Below are 21,159 nucleotides of genomic sequence, written 5' to 3'. Positions count from 1 at the left end.
CAATCACCGTTACCTGTTACCGGCTTATCAGCTACATAAAAACTGATAACCGGTACCTTTCTAGACATTGCCCATTGCGGGATCGGTACGGCTCATTTCGCCTGTCTCAACATGACCTGCATATCGTTTGGCAAAGGATTTATTACCGGCTATTGTAATAGTGAAATCGTACCAGCCAAAACTATTCTGCAAGTTGAGAATAATTGTTACCATGTCCTTACCTGATCCCTTGCTACCTACCAACCTGGTTAATTTATCTTTTTTGTAAGCATTATCTTTTATTTCAACGGAATAAGATTGATCAGCATTCTTGTTACTTATTTTTATCAACAGGTTGCCGGAAAGTTTTCCAGCATTTATTTTTTTTCTTTCATACCCCAGTGAAATAACAACTGCAGGGTCTTTATCGCTTCCCTTAAACTCACGGAAGAATCCGTTTGGTCCATTTAACTCCAAATGGTACTTATTGTTTTCAAAATCATCCAAAGACCATTGATCGGTTAATTCATCACCGGCTTTCACCGCATAGTTTCGAATGTTCAACCCTTTTGACGAACGGGCATATACATTGAATGGCGAGCCCGCAGCCTTCTCACCGAATAACTCGTTGGAAACTGACATTTTCAATTCAATTTCTTTCTTATCGTCACTTAGCTGACCGTCTGCATACAATTGGTATGGCAATGGGCAGGACGAACGGGTTCCCTTTTCTTGTCGTGCCATTAAGGGAGAAGAGTGTGGCTTTTGATTTATTGCATGAACTTCTTCCCTTGTCAACTTTTTGTAACCAACGGGATCTTTCTTAAACTGTGCCTTATGAATGCTTTCATAAAAAGGTTCTTTTTTCACCACTATCGGCGCCGCTATTTTCTCACCGTTATACGGCCGGAATACAGAGGTGAGGTCGCCACAAACAGTGCGTCGCCAGGAAGAAATATTAGTTTCCTCAATTTTTTTCCCGGTCCTGGCTGTTAAAAATTTTTCCATGAACTGGAGTATCGAAGTATGATCAAAGACCTGTGAACATACGGCGCCGCCGCGGCTCCAGGGTGAGGCAATCACAAGCGGCACTCTATACCCCAATCCTATCGGACTCTCCCGTGCATACTTCTCCTTTGTTCGTTTAATATCCTGCTCCCATGTCACAAACTCCATGGCTGCATCAATGCCTTTTGAAACCAGGCCCGTCTTCTCTTTGCCAGGATGCGGCGGTACATAAGGAGGCACATGATCGAAATAACCATCATTCTCATCATAACAAAGTATGAAGATCGTTTTCTTCCACACTTCCGGTTTTTTTGTTAATATATCCAGCACTTCAGACACATACCAGGCGCCATACCATGGTGACCCCGGGTGATCGGAAAAATTTGCAGAACCAACTACCCATGATACCGTCGGCAAATTGCCGCTATTCACATCTTCCCGAAACTGGTGTAGAATGTCGCCCTTTGGTATAGTCATTTCCCTTTCAGTATTATCGTCCTGATAAGTAAGTGTAGTTAGTTCACGATAATGAGGATCTTTATAATTAGTGTCAAAAGCTTTATTGTGCAAATTCTTTTCATGCTGCGACAGCTTTTCAAAATTTTCCGCAGACCATTTGTGCCGATCCTTCACTTTTAACCACAGAGATTGTTTGTCCTGCAATTTTCTTTTTAGTTCTTCTGCTTCTTTACTTTTTTCGTCCAGTCCCTTCAACTTGTTTTCGAGTTCATTTATTTCAGTGGGCAAGATGGCTTCCATCTTTTCCAAATATTTCCGATAAGATGGTGAGAACCGTACATTGAATTGTGAAAACCATTCGAGAGGATTATCAGTAAAATTGGCGAGCCATGCATCTTCATCACCCGTCAGGCCAGATTCAAGACTTATTTCATTTTGATAGATCTTCCAGGAAATTCCATTTTCTTCCAAACGCTCCGGGAATGTTTTCCAGTTTTTCTCTTTATCATAATCTGTATCCCCATTCGAAACATTGGCCTGTGCATTGGCATCCTGCTTATCCCTTATTGTTCCCGTCCATAGATGCAAACGGTTAGGAGTGGTACCAGTTAGCGAAGAACAAAAATTTTGATCACATACAGTAAATGCGTCAGCCAACGAATAATAAAAAGGAATGTCCCCACGGTTATAAAAACCCATTGTCAATGGCACATTTTCAAACCCTTCATGACCCGAAGCCTTTGCAATCAGCCACTGATCGTATTTACCACCGTTTCTTGCATCCACCTGGTCGCCCCAGGAATGAGGAAGTGAACCCAACCAGGTGGCCTTTGTTTCTTTTATATTCAACCGGAAAGGCGCATAAGTTTCACCAGCAGCATTTGTTTGAAGCCAAACAAGATTTTTATCAGGTTGTTGTATTGCCCGTGGATCGTTAAATCCCCTTACCCCCTGCAAGCTGCCATAACAATGATCAAAAGAGCGGTTTTCCTGCATCAATATCACAATGTGCTCTGCATCCAGGTAGGTGCTGCCGGTTTCAGGATCGATAGCCAGTGCTTTATGAATAGAAGATGGCAATGCCTGAAATAATCCTGCACCACCGGATAATAGGGTCGCTTTTTTTATAAACTCTCTCCTGGAATCCATATGTTTCGAATGATAAATTGAATAACTAATCTAAAATTATTTGCTCCGGTTACTCTTGCTTGAGAATAACCTTTGGTATATTTCAAATGTAACTACTGAAAGATGAAATGCCTCATTTAGCCCATTAAAATATTGTGATGATGACTGGTCAATCGGTTGAACCGGCTCAATAAAATACCAATAGTTAAATCAATAATTGGAGAACCGGTAAAGCAATTTGATACCATGAATAAAATACCAGTCGTTAACACCTGTGTTGCCACGCTGATCCCCTTCACCCTGGGGAAATGGAGGCTTAGCCCTATAAGCCAGTTCCACCGCCTTAGGTCCTTTTGCCGCTAATAATTTTTGAGGATCTACATAGGTACCGCTGACGTCATCGAGGTAATCAGTGAATAAAGCCCTGTATCCTATCTCGTAAACAAAATCCCAATTCTTGTTTACATTCACTTTCCACCCTACTCCAAATGGAATACAAAATTGTGTTTTGGAGTACTTCTTCTTGTACGGATAATCTGGCAGCCCCTGTCCTTCTGTACTTAACGGCCGCAGAAAAACTTTATCGCCGTTTGCATCATGGGTGAATGGATTGAAATGAAATATGCCGACACCAGCAAATGCATATGGATACGCATAAAAAATATCGGGCTCCAACAAATTGACTTCTGCACAAATATTAGCCTCAAAAATGTTGCTTTGGAAATTCAGGTTGCGGGCTTTTAAATCCGCCTGCTTGTTGTATTTGTCATTACCAGTCACCTTTCCAACGACAATGCCGGTGCGTAGCACTACCATGTTTCCGATATTATACCTGATATTAACATTCGTAGCAGGTCGCAATGTTCTTAAGGCAAAATGTCTTTTGGTGAGGTCACCCTGGTAACCGGCTATACCAATCATTATTTCAGCCTCCCAATCCTGCGCATAGCAAGATGAAGCCGCCATCATTAAAGCAAGCATACTTAACTTCATAGCAATAACATTCGGACACTAAAAAAACAGGCTTCCGGTTTCTCACTTTTGCGGATAGTGACCTGGGTGGGGATGGGGTATTTTAAAAATAGGATTTTTTTTCATCTCCGGAGTGAATCCGGATGTGCTGGACCGAAAATAGCCTTCTAATGCGCTGCTAACTCAATGAATTGTCATCGGTTGGAAAACTGGCACAGTTTTTTTCTATATAAAACAAAATTATAAGCCATGGCTAAGTCCAGGAAAAAACTACCCGAAGAAAGCATTGATTCCGAATCGTACACCTTTAACGATGATGCTACAAAAAATAAGATCAAAAAGCACATCCACGACATTAAAGATGTGATCACGGAAGACGATATTGCCAACGCTAAAGTGCCGGGAGAAGAAGATAATTTGCCAGAACCTCCAAAAGAAGAAGAAGAAGAAAAGGAGACGCCCCATTCTGAAGGTAAGCCTGTCACCCCATGGGATATCGTTAATTGAGGTTTTGAAAGCCTTTTTACTAAAAATGTCCCGGGACATTTATTTTCACTAAACTTGCGGCAATGAAGCGGATACAGCAATCTATCAAAAAACAGTTGGCCAGTATTGCCTTATTGTCTGTCGAATTAATTATCGTCCTCATCCTTTTTATTTGTGCCCTGATAGCTTTCACACTTATAGCCTACCGCATTTTCAATCTTGAAAACGATAGTTTCGATTTTCTCGTTTTTGATAAGGTCAATACAATTGTAAGTTTGTCCACAACCAGGTTCATGCAATTCATCACCTTTTTTGGTAATCATAAATTTCTCATCCCCGCAAACGTCCTGCTAATTGTATACTTTCTTTTTATTAAAAAGCACCGATGGTATTCTATCAAAGTACCCGTCATCGCTCTCGGCGGACTTTTATTAATGTTCTTTCTAAAACAGATATTTAATCGTCCCCGGCCGCTTGTGCCATTGCTGGAACCAGTAAAAGGCCTGAGTTTTCCCAGTGGCCATGCATTAATGAGTATGTCCTTTTATGGTCTGCTTATCTTTCTTGTCTGGGAAAATATTACCAATCGATTCTGGAAATGGCTTTTTACTGCATTGCTCCTGCTCTTCATCTTACTAATTGGCTTTAGCAGGATCTACCTTCGGTTGCATTATTTCAGCGATGTAATGGCAGGGTTTGCGGCGGGAATTATCTGGCTATCCTTGTCGATATGGTCAGTTCGCCGGATGGAGCAATATAGCCGACGGAAAATTGACCCTGTTGTGGCTGAAATAAACAATTAACTTTTTTAAACTATATGAGAAATTTTTGTCTGCTACTGTTGTTCCTTTCTCTTTCATCGTGCGCCCGTTATTTCTACGTGGTTCGTCATGCGGAGAAAGCGGTTGCCAATAGTAGTGACAATATGATGAGCGGCGATCCGGTCTTAACTGAAAAGGGACAACAACGTGCTGAAGCTTTAAAAACAGAATTAGCAAACAAGAAAATCGGCTACATTTTTTCAACAAACACCATCCGGGCGAAATCAACAGCTGAACCAACCCGGGCCTGGTTTAACCTGACTGTAGAAACATATCCGTCTTTTCCTGATTCGGTTTTTTTTGATCGCCTTCAATTACTCAAAAAAAATACGCTTATCATTGGTCATAGCAACACAGTAGATGATATAGTAAACAGGCTGTGCGGTACAGTAAAATTACCAGCCGACCTGGCCGATACTGAATACGATAACCTCTACATAATAAAAAAATCGGGAAGGAATTTCCGTTTTGAACAAAAGAAATATGGGGTGCCTTCCACACCCAATCGATAATTGGTTGGCCCCTGCTTTGTATATAATTATCAATTCTATACTTTAGTAAAATCAAATTTTTAAAGAACATAAGTCGTTTGCTTATTCAATATCCATACACAAAACCAATAACCGTCGCCCTCCTGGTGCTGGCCTTACCGTTCAGCTTAAGGGCGTCTCCTGCGTTACATCCGACCGACACTTTAAAGTTATCCAGTCAGCAACAGGCCATCGATTTCCTGGATAGTTTGAAAAAATTACAGCCCAGCAAGCATTGGCCAAATGTAGATCCGGAGCTCTTTTTACAAAACCTGAAAACATTTGCGACCGAGCCTTTAAAATTTTATGAAGGCAAAGGCACTAACTTTTGCGCTTATTCGGCTCTCACCTACATTCCTTTAAATTATGATCCCTTAGGGTTTTCCCGTTTCATGGTAGCGCTTTACCAGAAAGGAAGAGCCAGGATGGGCAAAGTTTTATTTACACCCAGTAGAGCCATTAAGAAAGAAGCAGGCCTGTTAAAATATAAAGGGGCTTTAGATATTAGCCCTGCCGGACAAATTTGGTTTCTTTCATTAGCCGATAAATTCAAAGGATATCTCAACTTTTTTAACCGGCGTTTTAAGACTGGCGATGAAAATACACTGTGGGCATCTACCAATTATGCCAAATTCAACCGGATGCTACGCAAGTTATTCCCGGTTAAAGTTCATGCAAGAGGATCTGATCTTATCAGGCCCTGGATCGGCGATACCTATACATACCTAAGTGAGCGAATGAAACAGCGGCCTGTTTTTATTTTCCTCAACAACCGGCTTTTGTATAAGAAAAAACACGTGGTTACTACCAGGTTTGGCATACCCACCCATTTCGTGGTGCTCATGAACATCACAAAAACACCGGATAATCTCATCACAATTATCTATTGGGACTATGGGAAAAAAACATTGCAACAGGTAAATCCAAAGCTGCTTCGCAAAATTATATTTGGCATCACCGACTATACTTTTAAAACAAAATGAACTGCATCGTCTATATACCTGTTTTGTTACTTATTTGGATACTTACCTGTTGTTCGCCTTCCAAAAAATTTACGCAGAGCTACTATAGCACCAACGAAACAACCATCCAATCGATATTGCATCAATACAAGAAGATATATGCCAGCCGGCCTTTTTCATTGGAATTTAAAAATGAAGCTCAAAGCCGTATCGCCATAGAAATTCATACCGATAGCATCAAGTATATCTACAACTTCAGACTGGCTGAGCCCTTTTTACAGGACACCTTGCAAAAATATAATTTTGATGTCCGGGCCGTGGATCAACTAATCATTGACATGCAAAAAGCACATTGCACCTGGATTAACAATCTCGACTACTATGAAAAGCGGCAAAAAAAATATCTTGTTTTTTTGTCAGTAAGAGATAAAAAGCTTGATGCCTTTTTGAGTTCAGAAAAATATTTTACACTTATTTTTTTTGAGCAAAAACAACCATCGGATGAAAAAGGAAGATTACTGGACAACGATGACCGAAAAAAAATGCGGCGGATAAACGGTGGAATTTTCCGGCGAATTAATGATAAAGTATTTTACGCGGTAACGGGTCATTTCAGGTAAGGCTATCCTGGTCACTACTAGCAGGAGGTCTGCGTGTCGGGAAAGCTAAACGACACTGTTGCTTCTCTTTGCTGAGCCCCATAAATATTGATGTCGCCGCCAACATGCCTGGCAGATTGGCCTACAGACAGCAGGCTGAACTGCAATGCATAACCGTTGTAATTATTAGGGTCCTCAAAATTTAAAATTACAATATCAGAATATCTCTCCGCTGTAATACTAATGCTTGTATTGCGTGCATTAGATACAACCGTATTTAATACCTCATCGATCACGGGTACAATTTTGTCCCTGTCTGCATTCATTTTGAATTCAGCAGCAACTTTATTTTTTACCGAAATTTTATTACGAAAAATTGTTTCGGGTAAATTATTCACCAGGTTGTTTAAGAGAAGTTGTAGTGAGACCTCGTTGGTGGAAACGTGATCAATATGCTGACTCTGCGGGTTCATCATAAAATGGATATCAATTGCAATTCGTAAAAAGGATCGTTCACAAATAAAATAAAATGCGGCCGGACTTTGAAGTAAGTCTGCCGCATTTATTTTGCAAAAAGTAAAAATACTGTTGTCGACAAATATTTATACCTATAGCCGGTAAGAGTTTCCCTAAACCAGTGTAGTTACTTATATACTGATCAGGATCAATTGCCTTTATTGGGCGTTTAATCTTATAATCGAACAGCAGTTCCGGAGGCAATCACCATCAGCATGCTCCCATTACCGCCGATGGTTTCAAAATCAAGATCTACGCCAACGATTGCATTCGCACCAATACCCTGTGCTTTCTCGGCCAATTCTCTTAGTGCATCTTCTTTCGCTTGCTCAATTACTTTTTCATAAGTTTTACTGCGGCCACCAAATACATCTCTCAAACCACCTAAAAAGTCTTTAAAGATATTGGCGCCGATAATGCTCTGCGCATTGATAACGCCCAGGTACTCTCGTACAGGCCGGCCTTCAACGAAACCGGTAGTTGTAATGATCATTTGCTTATAGTTTGTTTTAAGTTTTCAAAAATAGTTTTTAACTCCATATTTTCCTTCACTACCGAATTTTTACCGGCTTCCTGTATGTAAGCGATTCTGTTGTCAATATCGGGATGGCTGGCCAGGAACTCAGGGACAGAAGAAGAGGTGGTTGATGATTTTAGCTGTTGAAATAAACCGGTGAAACCGGCTGGATCAATCCCACGTTCCTTTAACAGCAATAACCCTTGCATATCGGCCTCCCTTTCCAACGACCGGGAATACGTTAAGGATTTAAATTCATCGGCTTTATCAATTAGTATAGACGTAACCGAGCCAAACTTACCAAATAACAAGCTTAAAAAAATCCTGGAGCCCAACTGACGAAATATTGATCTTGTAGAATGCTTATTATTTACGTGTACAAACTCATGACTTAACAAAGCTGCCAGTTCAGGATAGGAAACCAGCTTTTGTAGTAAAGCTGTGTATACTACAATATTTCCACCGGGCAGCGCAAAGGCATTGATCACATCTCCTTTTACAACCGTGATCTTAACGTTGTAAGCGGTTTGGATTTTCATGGACCTGAAAAACTCGTTCAGCACTGCGGTAGCATTTTTATCTTCCTGCGATGCGATATCTAATGCATTGTAAACCGCATTACCAAACTGTTCTTCTCTTTGTATGGAAACACCTGAAGCTAATCTGCCGGAGATCCAGGGAACCACTAAAAAGTATGTTCCTACCAGTACGCCGACAACCATAAGAAATATCGTAAGATTTCTTGTCCATTCTCTTGTCCGGCCCTTCTTATGCCATGGTTTGTTTTTTTCCGTATGTATTTCCTGCAAAAAATTTAGGGCATCTTTTCCCTGGATGATAAGCCTGCTGTTCGGTTCTTGTGTGTTCGTGAGCCTGGTAGCCTGTTCGCTATTATCAAAACCGGCCCGGACATCGATAATATCCCATGACTTTGTATTCACCACACCATTGGCATCGCGAAACCCGATCGTAATATTTTTCTCCCCAGCCAGTACTGTAACTTCAATGGGCTCAGCATTTGTCGCTGAATAAAAAGATCCGAACCAGGATTTCATTATCTATCGATTTTTTTGTTGCTCCTAATTGCCGTACTATGGTGTTGATCCCGTATCAATGCGTTTGAAACTTCTTTTGAAATTAAAAGTTTATCACTGGAATAATCCACAAGTTTACAATTTTTCCAATTCAATCATTTCCTTGACATTTGCCTCTCAAATTGTCATCATGCGCAAAACACCTGCTGGATTTTTTTTAAGAACGGTTTTTGTCTTCTCTTTTATCCTGATTGTAAACAAGGCTTTTAGCTGGGGACTACTGGGGCACCGGATCATTGGTGAAATAGCCCAACAACACCTCACAAAAAAAGCCAAGAAAGGCCTGGATAAACTGATAGGAAGAGAAACACTGGCATGGTGGGCTAACTGGCCCGATTTTATTAAATCAGATTCTACCTGGAACCATGCGTCACCCTGGCACTATGTAGACCTACCTGGCCATATAGCAAAAGATAGTTTTGTAGCAGGATTGAAAAAATTGCCCGGGAAAAATTTATACACCCAAATTCCGGCAATGATGCAGGAAATCAGCGACGAATCCCTTTCGGTGGAAAAGAGGAGAACATCTCTATATTTTCTTATTCACCTGGTAGGGGACCTTCACCAGCCCCTGCATGTGGGAAGAGACGAAGATGCCGGCGGAAATAAAATCGTCGTGTATTGGTTTGATAAGAAAACAAATCTTCACTCACTTTGGGATAGTATGTTACTGGAATTTCAGCAATATAGTTACACCGAATATTCATCGCTCTTAAACATTCGTAGTGAGGAGCAGGTGAAAGCGTGGCAATCCGGTTCGCTGGAGGATTGGTTCTACGAATCACATGTATTGTCCGATGCTATTTATGATGCAACACCTAATGAATCGAAACTGAGCTATCGTTATAACTACCAGTTTCAAAAACTGATGGAGGAGCAACTGGTAAAGGGCGGTGTCCGCCTCGCAGCTTTATTAAATCAATGTTTCGAGTAAACTATAAAGAGATTTTTTACTGTTTGATCAGTGTCTTTGACTCGGCAATCATACAGGCTGTAATATCCATGAGGATTTTTTGTTGATCAGGCAACAAATCCACCGTCGTTTCTTTTTTATCATTGCCGATAAAAATAAAATGAGCCGCTTTTTGTGTCGCCAGTTTTTGCAATACTGTTGGCGTGGTGATGCCATTTCTGAATTTAAAATGAAAAAAACCGTCGCAGTTCATGCTGCCATTATTGCGATAAGTGGTTTTGACCTTACTTCCTTCGAAATAGATATACACCGTGGATGCATCTGAAAAACATTTGTCAGGAACCGTAAAAAAGAAGTCAATTTCCTTGCTATCTGCATCAACAGTTAATGACGCCCCTTGCAGGGTCATAAACCCGGATGACAGTTTTGTCTCTTTTGTGTAAGGGTCAGTTTCCCTCACCAATTTACAATCAGCAGGAGCCGGCTGCTGCGCCGACAAAAACAAGGGCAGTAAGAACAGGAAGGTCATTAAATATTTCATGCAGGTCACGTTTGTTGAATAAGAACTAAAAATAAGATTTTCCTTTTTACCTGTTTGCATATTAACATTTTATCAGTCAAATGTCCAGGTCTTTACGATGATAATGCCTTTACTTTGGTGGCATTCTTCATGAGTCAAAGTGATTTATTTTCTTGATTATTTATCGTTGAAGAAGAAAAAATGTAAAAGAGGGATAATAACAGCCCCCGACGCGGGGTAACAGGATCAGAACAGCGTTCAAGCAATTCTTCAAAGATTGAGACTTTACCAAAATCACTGATATTCGACGGCTGTTCATTCAACACTCTTCAAAATCCCGGCGCTTTTTTGAGGCAACTTCAGCTTCCCTCCAACCGATATTCATAAGAATGACCCGGCTTACAAACCCGGGATTATTGGTATATTCATAGAGGGTATTTATTTCTCTCATTTGGGGCACCGGAAAAAGAAGGCTGCATGAGAATTTTTGTTTCCATATTCTTCTTTGTTGTTTTTTCTTTTGTGGCTAAAGCCGATCATATTACCGGCGGGGAAATGTATTATACTTACATCGGCAGTTCTAATGGAGTAAATAATTATGATGTCACATTGAAGCTTTTTATGCGCTGCAACTCGGGTCGTCAATTTCCGGATCCGGCGATTGTCTCAGTATTCGACCTGAGTACTACGTTGCGTATAAACGACATCAGCGTCGATCTGCAAAATCAACGCACAATACAAATAGTGAATCATGACCCTTGTATTACCAATCCGCCTGATGTTTGCTATGAAGTAGCACTATACCAGTTTTCCGTTTCATTGCCGGCAAATGCCTCAGGTTATCTATTAGCCAGCCAGGTCAATTATCGTATCAATGGCATCAGCAATCTCGATGGCAGCACACAGATTGGCGCCACTTATACTTGTCGTATTCCCGGTACCCAGCCACAGGGCAACGGCTTCTCCAACAACAGCGCCATGTTTACTGGTTCAGACCTGGTAGAAGTTTGTGCTGGTAATTATTTTTCCTACAGCTTTGCGGCCAAAGATGCGGACAATGATGTACTGCGCTATTCTTTTTGTGCTGCTTACAGGAGTAGTGCTCCCGGTGTCAATGGAGTACCGGCCGGCGATCCGCCTTATTATCCTGTTCCTTATAATTCACCTGATTTTTCTGATATGGTTCCCCTGGGCAAAAAAGTTTCCATTAATTCAAACACAGGCTTAATAACCGGTATAGCGCCATCGCAGGGCGTTTACGTAGTAACGGTCTGCGTGGATGAAATCAGGAATGGCTCCGTGATCGCCAGCCAACGAAAAGACGTCCAGATAAGCGTGGCCGACTGCAGTGTTGCCGCCGCTTTGCTTGATGATGATTACATGGTTTGTGGTGATACCCGGAATCTATCGGTAAAAAATAATTCAAACAGCCCCCTTATCAATACTTATGACTGGACAGTTTTCAATCCTGCCGGCAATAGCATTTATACCAGCAAAGAAAAAATATTGAACTATAGCTTTGCTACTAATGGAAAATATTCAATAGAGTTAATTGTCAACAGAGGTGCTCCATGCTCCGACACCACCATAGCACCTGTGTTTGTTTATCCCGGCCTGGCCGCTGACTTTACTTTCACAGGCATTTGTAATAACAAGCCTACGGTCTTTTCAGACCAAACGACACTGCTCACGGGTATGGTCAACGCCTGGAAATGGGATTTTGGGGAATTGTCCACCACAGCTGATGTTTCAATTGAACAAAATGCCTCCTATACCTACCCAAGTCGCGGAGCAAAACTCACTCAACTGATTGTCACCACGACGGAAGGCTGCCGTGATACAGCCACGCAACTTATACAAGTGATCGACAAACCACCGCTTACAGTTGCGTTTCCTGATACATTGATCTGTATTAACGACCAGGTACAATTGCAGGCAACGGGTACCGGCAATTTTTCCTGGTCACCTGCTTTTCATATCACCAATGCGAATAGCCCCGGTCCATTAGTGTCACCACCGATGAATACAACTTATTATGTCAATCTTGAAACAGAAGGATGCATTAATACGGATTCTGTTTTGGTAATGGTAACAGATCATGTGAATCTGCAAGTAATGCAGGACACCATTATTTGCAGTGGTGATACCATTCAACTTCGCGTGGAATCGGACGGCCGAAGCTATGCATGGTCACCCGCCGCTCAATTCATAGATCCCTTTGCAAAAAATCCATTTGCAATCACTGATATAACAACGCAATACCGGGTTACAGCTTCCATTGGCGGATGTTCGGCAACACGGGATATCCTTGTCACTTCAGTTCCTTATCCAATTGCTGATGCGGGCAGGGATACGATTATCTGTTACGCTACAACTGCGAACATGCAGGCTATCACAAATGGCAATTCATGGCAGTGGTCACCCACTTCACATTTGAGCAATCCATCTCTATTGACTCCAACTGCTACGCTGATTCAAACAACCACCTATATTTTTGCAGCGTACGATCACAGAGGTTGTCCCAAGCCTGGTGTTGATACCGTCGTGATAACAGTATTGCCAAAGATTATAGCTTCTGCAGGAAATGATACTGCCATTGTGGTGGGGCAACCGTTACAATTGAACGCATCGGGCGGTGACAATTATTTTTGGTCCCCTGCTTACAATTTATCTTCTACAGTCATTGCCAATCCCGTGGCAGTATTCAATGAACCTTCCGGGGGATTAAGGTATAAAGTAGAGGCCTTCAATATTGCCGGTTGTGTTGACTCAGCTTTCATTACAATAAAAATATTTTCCACCAGACCTGCCATTTTTGTACCCACCGCTTTTACCCCTAATCACGACGGCAAAAATGATATTCTTCGGCCCATCCTTGCAGGCATGAAACGGTTTGATTATTTCCAGGTGTATAACCGTTGGGGGCAATTGGTATTTAGCACCTCGCAGGATGGACATGGTTGGGATGGAACGATCAACGGTCAGCCGCAGGCCAACAACACCTATGTCTGGTTGGTAAAAGCTACTGATTATACCGGGTCCCCTTATTTTAAAAAGGGAACTGTCACCCTCATCAGGTAAGAAGCAAATCATCACAATCGCTGATATTTAATTAATTTGCCCCCTTATATAAAAAAAATATAATGGCTAAATCTGTAAAATCAAAAAAGAAGGCAAAGAAATCCATTTTGACCGATGAGTCTTTTCAATTCTTACGTAGTTATATCAACAATGCTTCACCGGTAGGTTTTGAAACGTGGGGACAAAAGCTATGGCTTGAATATTTAAAACCCTATGTTGATACTCACTATGTTGATCCTTATGGAACTGCTGTCGGTGTACTTAATCCTGAGAATACCTTCAAAGTAGTAATTGAGGCACATGCTGACGAGATCAGCTGGTTCGTAAATTATGTTACTGCTGAGGGGTTGATCTATTTAAAACGTAATGGAGGTGTTGATCATCAAACAGCACCGGCCTCAAGAGTATTTATTCATGGAAAAAAAGGCCAGGTAAAAGCTGTCTTTGGCTGGCCCGCTATTCATACACGGATTGGTGGAGATAATAAAGAAACACAACCTAAAACAGATAATCTTTGGCTTGATTGCGGCGCAAGAAACCGAAAAGAAGTAGAAGATCTCGGTATTCATATTGGCGCTGTCGTTACTTACCAGGATGGCTTTGATGAACTGGCTAATGGCAACTATGTCGGCCGTGCATTTGATAACCGCATTGGCGGTTTTATGATCGCCGAAGTTGCCAGGCTATTAAAAGAAAATAAAAAGAATTTACCCTTTGGCTTATACATCGTAAACGCTGTGCAGGAAGAAATCGGTTTACGTGGTGCTGAAATGATTGCCCGCCGCATAAAACCCAATATTGCTATTGTAACGGATGTAACGCATGATACTACTACACCCATGATCAACAAAAACGTGGAAGGCGATGTACTGTCCGGTAAAGGTCCTTCGCTGTCCTATGCACCAGCCGTACACAATAAATTACTTGGCCTCGTCGAAAAAGTAGCTGCGGATAAAAAAATCGCGGTGCAATGGAGAGCCTTAAGCCGCAGCACCGGGACAGATACGGACTCGTTCGCTTACTCCAACGATGGCTGCCCTTCAGTATTGATATCCATTCCACTTCGCTACATGCATACAACAGTTGAAATGCTTCATCGGGACGATATCGAAAACACTATTCAGCTGATGTATGAAACTTTGCTAACTTTATCGCCAAAGACAAATCTTAGTTACTTATAATGCATTTATTTTTATTATACATTGATCCCGGCAGCGGCAGCTATCTCGCACAGGTAATTGCTGCTGCTGTACTGGGTGTTGCTTTCTTTTTTAAGAATAAAAGCGATGTACTATGAAACGCTTTGGGGAAGAATTAAAAAGGATATTTACTGGGACCTTGCAGTAAGTATGCCCGGATATAAAAAAATTAGACCCGCAGATATCCATTTCATAAATAGAGACCAAAGGAACTATGCTAGCTTTCTACGTGAACTCGTCAAAGAAGGTCATCCAAAATTTGTTTATTGACATGTTCTTATTCCTCGCAGACCCGCTTGTGTTGACAGACATGGCAACCCAAGAATGGTATCCGACGATGATTTTACGGACGCCAATCATGACAAACTTTATGTAGAACAGGTAATTTATGTAAATACATGGATTGATTCGCTTGCAAAAGCAGCCACTACTATTAAACGTTCCCGGCCACTGGTCCTGATAATTGAAGGTGATCACGGGAACCGTTATGCAGCGTGGGGGCGCACCTATACGGGAAAAACAATTCATGAACCTGAACGCCTATTATTTTTCTGATAAAGATTACACCATGCTATATGACCGTATCAGCCCCGTGAACAGCTTTAGGGTAGTTTTAAATAAATATTTTCAAACAAGGTTGCCATTACTAAAGGATTCCACGATCAGGCTCGCTGATTAAACCTATCCCTTTACCACCCAATTCGCTCGCCCAACTTTCCTAATCCAAAATATTTGTTCAACGGCATACTCAATCCGAACTGGTTGTAAGCCGTGTTATTTTGGTAATGCGACCGGGCATACCTCACCTGGAGTTTGTTTAATATCAATGAAACACCCATAGAAAAGCCGGTAAGACCATTGCCTCCGCTGCCAATGTTTAATTCTTTTCTCCGCAAATAATTGTAACCAGCCTGCAATTCAACTTTATCACCCAGGTAAATAGTAGTAGCAAAGACAAAATGCCGGAACAGCTTATCCATAGTAAATTTTTTCGTGCTGTCACTTTCCAAATCATTGTCAGCGTCATAAACAGCATCGTCATGTCTTAGATCAAACCGGTGCAGATGATGTGCAGTCACGGAAAACTCAAACGGCGAATTTTCCAATCTTTTGGAAACACCCACCTGCAGATCGAATGGAAGTTCATCAGGATCTGTGCCATCATATTTTCTTAATTGAGTGCCCATGTTCCTGGCCAATAAGCTGGCGGAGAAAAGTTTTGAACTGTCATGATACAACACGCCAACATCGGCGGCGATTCCGTTTGAACGGTATTGCCCATAATTTGAAGAAATGTATTTAAACGTGGCACCGTAATTCCACTTGCTTAAATAGCTGCGGGAGGCGGATACCTGCATCACCCAGTCGGTGGGCTTAAAACGTCCCATGAGATTTCCGGCCGCATCAGTTTGCTGAATATTTCCATAGTCCAGGTAATTGAGCGCCCATAAGAAATTTGTTTTGCTTTTTTCATGCCGGTAAGCTAATGCCAGGCTATAAGAATTAATATCATCATACAATGAATTAAAAACCGCATTCATTTGTGTATGCATTTGCGGGCTAAGCAAAGAAGGGTTATTGACGGCTAAGCCCACATCATTGGATAAATGCGACGTATTGACGCCTCCCAACGCGGTTAACTGCGGTGTGTTGGGCAGCCGAAGAAAATTGAAAACAGAATTTCCTCCCAGTGTCTGTGCCTGCAATTGTACAGATACTCCGCAAAGCAGTATGAATGCAAAAAATCGCAAAGTCTTACGAAGATAGGCGTCCGGCAGCGATACATTGATATGATTACTGCCAAGAAAAAGCCCAACTCGGTTGGGCACTTATCAAATGTCTTTTCCTGAAAATTTATATCAACGCCATGTCCAGCACTTCCTTCATTGTCTTCACATAATGGAATTTGATCCCTTTTATGAATGTTGAATCAATTTCCTGTACATCCTTTTCATTTTGCCAGCAAAGAATAATCTCTTTTAAGCCCGCCCGTTTGGCTGCGAGCACTTTTTCCTTAATACCTCCCACGGGCAATACCTGGCCACGTAAGGTGATCTCACCCGTCATAGCTAAAAAAGGTTTTACCTTCTTCCCTGTCAAAGCCGAAGCGATGGCGGTCATCATGGTGATACCGGCACTCGGCCCATCTTTCGGCACAGCACCTTCAGGTATATGAATATGGATATTTCTTTTCTCAAATAATTTCTGATCGATGTTATACTTCTTAGTATTGGACTGCAAATAGGTCAAGGCTGTACTGGCACTCTCTTTCATCACATTGCCCAGGTTACCGGTAAGTTTCAGTTCGCCTTTCCCATCGCTGATACTCGTTTCGATAAAAAGAATTTCTCCACCAACATAGGTCCAGGCCAGACCCACAGCGACGCCGGGCATATTGGCCGTCTTATAAATTTCGTTGCTATATTTAGGTTTACCGATTATTTTTTCGATGTCTTCCGGAGCCAACGTCGGCTTCAAACTTCCGTTCATGGCAAGTTCCTTGGCCTGGTAGCGCATGATGGAGGCCAGTTGCCTGTCCAGTTCACGTACGCCACTTTCTCTGGTGTGATCCTGTATCAATTTTTCCAGCACCTTATCGCTTATCTTGAAATTGGTGCTCTTAAGTCCATGTGCTTCCTTTTGTTTAGGCAACAAATGCCGTTTCGCGATTTCCAATTTTTCCTCTACTGCATAACCACTAAGATCAATGATCTCTAAACGATCACGCAATGCCGGTTGAATATTTTGGATATTATTAGCTGTGGCAATAAACAACACCTTACTCAGGTCATACTCCATTTCGAGGTAGTTATCATAAAAGGTATTGTTTTGCTCAGGATCCAATACTTCTAACAGCGCACTGCTGGGATCGCCACGATGGTCGCTGCCTACTTTATCAATCTCATCCAGTATAATAACAGGGTTGGATGATTTCACTTTCCGGAGTGATTGCAAAATACGACCTGGCATGGCGCCGATATATGTTTTCCGATGCCCTCTTATTTCACTTTCATCATGCAAGCCACCCAGACTTAGCCGGACATATTTTCTGCCGATAGCATTGGCAATACTTTTACCCAATGAGGTTTTACCGATTCCGGGAGGACCAATAAAACAAAGGATCGGGCTTTTCATATCCCCTTTTAATTTCAATACGGCGAGATATTCCAATATCCGTTCTTTAATTTTTTGCATCCCATAATGATCATCATCCAGCGTTTTCTTCGCCTTCTTCAGGTCATAATGATCTTCCGTATAGGTTTCCCATGGCAGATCCAGCATCAGGTCAAGATGGTTGTACACCACCGAATAATCAGGCGTGCTCGGGTGCATTCTTTCCAACTTCTCAGCGCCTTTCTTGAACATCTCCTTTGCAGCAACAGGCCATTTCATGGTTTCTGCTTTCTTCTGCATTTCTTTTACTTCCTGCGCATTGGTATCACCACCCAGTTCATCCTTGATACTTTTTAATTGTTGTTGTAAAAAGTATTCCCGTTGTTGCTTATCCAATTCTGTTCTTGTCTTGGTGGTTACTTTATTCTTCAGCTCGGCAAACTGCAATTCTTTTTGCAGCATCTGCATCAGCAGGTCTGCTCTTTCACGAATATTGTCAATCACCAGGAGTCGTTGCTTTTCTTTGATATCCGTATTCAGGTTGCTGGATACAAAATGAATCAGGAACGAAGGGTTTTCTATATTCTTTAAAATAATAGAAGCTTCAGCGGGCAAATTGGGCGAAAGCTGGATGATCTCGGTAGCCAGGTCCTTAATATTAGCAACATAGGCATCAAAGTCTGCGTCTTTTGGCAGTTCATCCTCCTCGAGGCGGAGAATCTTCGCTTTAAAATAAGGCTCCTCATTTACAATAGATTCGATAGAAAAGCGGCTTTTTCCCTGAATGATGATCGTTGTGCCGCCATCCGGCATTTTTATTTGCTTCACGATTTTGGCCACCGTACCAACATTCTCTAAGTCTTTAACAGCAGGATCCTCCACCGTACTGTCTTTTTGTGCCACCACACCTATCAATTTGTCAGTCTTGTAAGCATCATTTACAGCCTTAATGCTCTTATCTCTGCCTACGGTGATGGGTAACACCACCCCGGGAAATAAAACGGTATTACGAAGGGGTAGCAAAGCAATCTCTGCAGGAACTTCAATACCATTCGCATCATCCTGGTCACTTTCATTAAGAGGAATGATTGGCATGAAATCCATCTCATCTTCCGGTCGCAGCAAAAATTTATTAAAACTCATACTTATCCAACTTTAGACAATATGTCACTCCGCAACTGGCGGAATTTAAAACACATTGAGAATGACTAGTTGTCAAGTTTCGTGCCGCCAGGGGAAACCTGACAAAGCTGTAAAAAAAAGCCCTCCCGCCAAAGCGAAAGGGCATTTTTATTTGTACATTTTTTTTATAATGCCAGGCCTAATGACAACTGGAATCCCTGGCTTTTCCATTGGTCTTTATTATCCAGATCGCTGATATTATTCAGGCCTACCGCATACCGGCCGGTAATCCGGATAGCACTCAATTTCAGCTGTACGCCACCCAACATCGAGAAATCGCCATTTTTGAATGCATCTCCCCCGTTTTGCAAGAGAGTTTTATCCTGCTTCATTAAAACACTAAACTGGGGACCTGCCTGCAGGGAAAGAAAATTGCCCAGCAACTTATAATTTAACAAAATAGGAATAGAGAGATAGTTCAACTTAACATCCCGTTGCCCCTGCGTGAAGATATTTTCATAAACATGATTGTAATTACTGTCAAGCGTCGTGGAGTATTGATTGAACAATACCTCAGGTTGTAATCCAAATTTCTCCCCAAGACCTATCTCCGCAAAACCTCCCAGGTGATATCCATAGGTAAACTTGTCCTTAAATGAATGCCCGTCTATTTTAGTAATGTTAGCACCACCCTTCATACCAATATGAAACTGCGCCATAAGTGAGGATGATACAAATAATGCTGCGAGCAATGGAAGAAAAAATTTTGCTTTCATGTGTTTTAATTTTAGTGTTTGATTTTTTGTTCATCAAAGGGTGGCGCAACAATGTAAACTGGGTTTGTATTAAATTATTGCAACACCAATGTGAATGTTATCTAAAAACGGATCGTATTCCCGATAGACCTGTTTACAGGAAAAGAAGTTTATAGAATGGTAGTTAAAATTTTTGAAATAAAATTCAATACATAGATACTACCCGGCATAACTCTTCTTTCAACATCTCTTCAGAATTGACAACTGGCAGGAGTTACACCCCTATCCGTTTTGAAATAAATCGTTTGAAATTTTGCTAAAGTCCTTTAACACTTAAAAAATAAATCCTGTTCCCAGGGAAAAAAGAGTAGAAAACTTTTCGGCGGGGAAGTAATAATCAAGAATTACCTGGGGCTGTATAAAAAACTTACCAATATTATATTCCGGACGCAGGTATAATGATAATGACAAAGGCTGAAAGTCCAATTTATTGTCGATGGTAACATCTCCGCTATTGTATAAAAGATAGGAGGCTAGTCTGGTATTAACGGCGTAGGCAGAAGTAGTGCGGTTAAATCCAAATTTTTGTGTACCGGCTGAAAAAACAAATTGGGGAGTAAATTTTGCATAACCCTTTTCACTCAACACATGCATCCAATAAAAACTATGTCTTAAAGTTGCCGATAACGAAAAATCAGCAATTTCCTCGGTAGTTTGCTGGTCAATGAGAATGGATCCCCTTTTTCTAAGCCTTAAAAGCCTGATATATCTTATTCTTTCTTCATATCCCGTCTTACTTCCCCAGCCGTAGCTGGCGGTAATGCCGGGCTGAAGCCACGACTTTCTCCACAAAAAATAAGCATTGACTTCATTTTTCAATGGAGAGGTATAAAAAGGCAATGAATCTTTGGTAAAATAATGAACATAGGAAACACCGGCGATCCAGTTCTGATTTTGAATAAGATCAAAAGAAGGAGCTACTGAAAACTGGTAAAAATCCAACTGCTGCTGGTCATTAATGATATTACCGGATAATGTTATACCCGGGCCCGACTTGTGATAGTAACCGATCGTAGGTGTATAAACACTTCTTCTTTTTGATTCAATTTTTGTATTTGTCTTTGGATAATTGAAATAACCACTGCCGGCTGAAGCACTGATCAAAAAATAGCTTCTCGGCGCCAGCAACGAATCTAAAAACACATCCAGCTCACTCATCAGGTCATCATAATCCATAGTAGTATCCATGGCTAACAGATCGTCTGTCACGGCAGGAATTGTGTCTTTAGGCGTGACCTGGGAAAATGATGTGAATGACAGCAAAACAACTCCAATGGCGATGAAATATTTTTTTAGCATGAGCAGTATTCAAAAGTTTTAGAAT

The 21,159-nt window shown here is 41.4% G+C and carries 19 protein-coding genes; 9 read left to right on the top strand and 10 right to left on the bottom strand.

What is annotated here, in order from left to right:
• Nucleotides 1-60 precede the first annotated feature (60 nt).
• Nucleotides 61-2,595 (bottom strand): phosphocholine-specific phospholipase C, encoded by a 2,535-nt coding sequence (locus ACFEL9_RS07300; RefSeq protein ID WP_385887758.1) that lies wholly within the window; start codon nucleotides 2,593-2,595, stop codon nucleotides 61-63.
• A gap of 189 nt (nucleotides 2,596-2,784) precedes the next feature.
• Nucleotides 2,785-3,567: a DUF6089 family protein gene (locus tag ACFEL9_RS07295; RefSeq protein WP_385887755.1), complete on the bottom strand. Its 783-nt coding sequence runs from the start codon at nucleotides 3,565-3,567 to the stop codon at nucleotides 2,785-2,787.
• A 228-nt stretch (nucleotides 3,568-3,795) separates the two neighbouring features.
• Between ACFEL9_RS07295 and ACFEL9_RS07290 the strand changes: the two genes are divergently transcribed.
• The 5 genes from ACFEL9_RS07290 (at nucleotide 3,796) to ACFEL9_RS07270 (ending at nucleotide 6,965) form a co-directional block, all read left to right on the top strand.
• Nucleotides 3,796-4,053 (top strand): hypothetical protein, encoded by a 258-nt coding sequence (locus ACFEL9_RS07290; protein ID WP_385887753.1) that lies wholly within the window; start codon nucleotides 3,796-3,798, stop codon nucleotides 4,051-4,053.
• A gap of 62 nt (nucleotides 4,054-4,115) precedes the next feature.
• On the top strand, nucleotides 4,116-4,835 hold the full coding sequence (locus ACFEL9_RS07285; RefSeq protein WP_385887750.1) for a phosphatase PAP2 family protein: 720 nt from the start codon (nucleotides 4,116-4,118) through the stop codon (nucleotides 4,833-4,835).
• Nucleotides 4,836-4,849: 14 nt separating this feature from the next.
• The gene (locus ACFEL9_RS07280) at nucleotides 4,850-5,365 is read left to right on the top strand and encodes a SixA phosphatase family protein (RefSeq protein WP_385887747.1); all 516 of its coding nucleotides are present in this window, start codon (nucleotides 4,850-4,852) and stop codon (nucleotides 5,363-5,365) included.
• 77 nt (nucleotides 5,366-5,442) lie between these two features.
• Nucleotides 5,443-6,366 (top strand): hypothetical protein, encoded by a 924-nt coding sequence (locus ACFEL9_RS07275; protein WP_385887746.1) that lies wholly within the window; start codon nucleotides 5,443-5,445, stop codon nucleotides 6,364-6,366.
• Entirely contained in the window at nucleotides 6,363-6,965 is a 603-nt protein-coding gene (locus ACFEL9_RS07270; RefSeq protein WP_385887743.1) for a hypothetical protein, read from the top strand. The genes ACFEL9_RS07275 and ACFEL9_RS07270 overlap by 4 nt, the downstream gene beginning before the upstream one ends.
• Nucleotides 6,966-6,982: 17 nt before the next feature.
• Here ACFEL9_RS07270 and ACFEL9_RS07265 read toward each other — a convergent pair whose 3' ends face one another.
• From ACFEL9_RS07265 to ACFEL9_RS07255, 3 genes are all read right to left on the bottom strand, one after another.
• Nucleotides 6,983-7,420 carry a hypothetical protein gene (locus ACFEL9_RS07265; RefSeq protein ID WP_385887740.1) on the bottom strand — a complete coding sequence of 146 codons (438 nt, stop codon included), beginning with the start codon at nucleotides 7,418-7,420 and terminating at the stop codon, nucleotides 6,983-6,985.
• Nucleotides 7,421-7,635: 215 nt separating this feature from the next.
• Nucleotides 7,636-7,953, bottom strand: a complete 318-nt coding sequence (locus ACFEL9_RS07260; protein WP_385887737.1) for a heavy metal-binding domain-containing protein — start codon at nucleotides 7,951-7,953, stop codon at nucleotides 7,636-7,638.
• Nucleotides 7,950-9,032, bottom strand: coding sequence for a M48 family metallopeptidase (locus ACFEL9_RS07255; protein ID WP_385887735.1), 1,083 nt, complete (start codon nucleotides 9,030-9,032; stop codon nucleotides 7,950-7,952). Before ACFEL9_RS07255 ends, ACFEL9_RS07260 begins: the two co-directional genes overlap by 4 nt.
• Nucleotides 9,033-9,201: 169 nt before the next feature.
• Between ACFEL9_RS07255 and ACFEL9_RS07250 the strand changes: the two genes are divergently transcribed.
• Nucleotides 9,202-10,005 carry a S1/P1 nuclease gene (locus ACFEL9_RS07250; RefSeq protein WP_385887733.1) on the top strand — a complete coding sequence of 268 codons (804 nt, stop codon included), beginning with the start codon at nucleotides 9,202-9,204 and terminating at the stop codon, nucleotides 10,003-10,005.
• Between the two features lie 16 nt (nucleotides 10,006-10,021).
• On the opposite strand, the gene ACFEL9_RS07245 is transcribed toward ACFEL9_RS07250, so the two are convergent.
• Nucleotides 10,022-10,585, bottom strand: coding sequence for a hypothetical protein (locus tag ACFEL9_RS07245; protein WP_385887730.1), 564 nt, complete (start codon nucleotides 10,583-10,585; stop codon nucleotides 10,022-10,024).
• A gap of 396 nt (nucleotides 10,586-10,981) precedes the next feature.
• Here ACFEL9_RS07245 and ACFEL9_RS07240 point away from each other — a divergent pair, with 396 nt between their 5' ends.
• From ACFEL9_RS07240 to ACFEL9_RS07230, 3 genes are all read left to right on the top strand, one after another.
• A complete protein-coding gene (locus ACFEL9_RS07240; protein WP_385887728.1) occupies nucleotides 10,982-13,585 on the top strand; it encodes a T9SS type B sorting domain-containing protein in 2,604 nt (867 codons plus the stop codon).
• Nucleotides 13,586-13,647: 62 nt separating this feature from the next.
• Nucleotides 13,648-14,766, top strand: a complete 1,119-nt coding sequence (locus tag ACFEL9_RS07235; RefSeq protein WP_385887726.1) for a M20/M25/M40 family metallo-hydrolase — start codon at nucleotides 13,648-13,650, stop codon at nucleotides 14,764-14,766.
• 342 nt (nucleotides 14,767-15,108) lie between these two features.
• The gene (locus ACFEL9_RS07230; protein WP_385887723.1) at nucleotides 15,109-15,339 is read left to right on the top strand and encodes a hypothetical protein; all 231 of its coding nucleotides are present in this window, start codon (nucleotides 15,109-15,111) and stop codon (nucleotides 15,337-15,339) included.
• Between the two features lie 134 nt (nucleotides 15,340-15,473).
• Here the strand turns inward: ACFEL9_RS07230 and porQ are convergent, their stop codons facing one another.
• The 4 genes from porQ to ACFEL9_RS07210 form a co-directional block, all read right to left on the bottom strand.
• Nucleotides 15,474-16,613 carry a type IX secretion system protein PorQ gene (gene porQ, locus ACFEL9_RS07225; RefSeq protein WP_385887720.1) on the bottom strand — a complete coding sequence of 380 codons (1,140 nt, stop codon included), beginning with the start codon at nucleotides 16,611-16,613 and terminating at the stop codon, nucleotides 15,474-15,476.
• Nucleotides 16,614-16,638: 25 nt separating this feature from the next.
• Nucleotides 16,639-19,041, bottom strand: coding sequence for an endopeptidase La (gene lon / locus ACFEL9_RS07220; protein ID WP_385887718.1), 2,403 nt, complete (start codon nucleotides 19,039-19,041; stop codon nucleotides 16,639-16,641).
• Between the two features lie 164 nt (nucleotides 19,042-19,205).
• A complete protein-coding gene (locus ACFEL9_RS07215) occupies nucleotides 19,206-19,796 on the bottom strand; it encodes a porin family protein (protein ID WP_385887715.1) in 591 nt (196 codons plus the stop codon).
• Nucleotides 19,797-20,108: 312 nt separating this feature from the next.
• The gene (locus tag ACFEL9_RS07210; RefSeq protein WP_385887713.1) at nucleotides 20,109-21,134 is read right to left on the bottom strand and encodes a hypothetical protein; all 1,026 of its coding nucleotides are present in this window, start codon (nucleotides 21,132-21,134) and stop codon (nucleotides 20,109-20,111) included.
• Nucleotides 21,135-21,159 lie beyond the last annotated feature (25 nt).

Origin of the sequence: Terrimonas alba (assembly GCF_042434975.1) — a bacterium.
Lineage (GTDB): Bacteria > Bacteroidota > Bacteroidia > Chitinophagales > Chitinophagaceae > Terrimonas_B > Terrimonas_B alba.
This window is presented reverse-complemented; position numbering and strand designations above follow the sequence as displayed.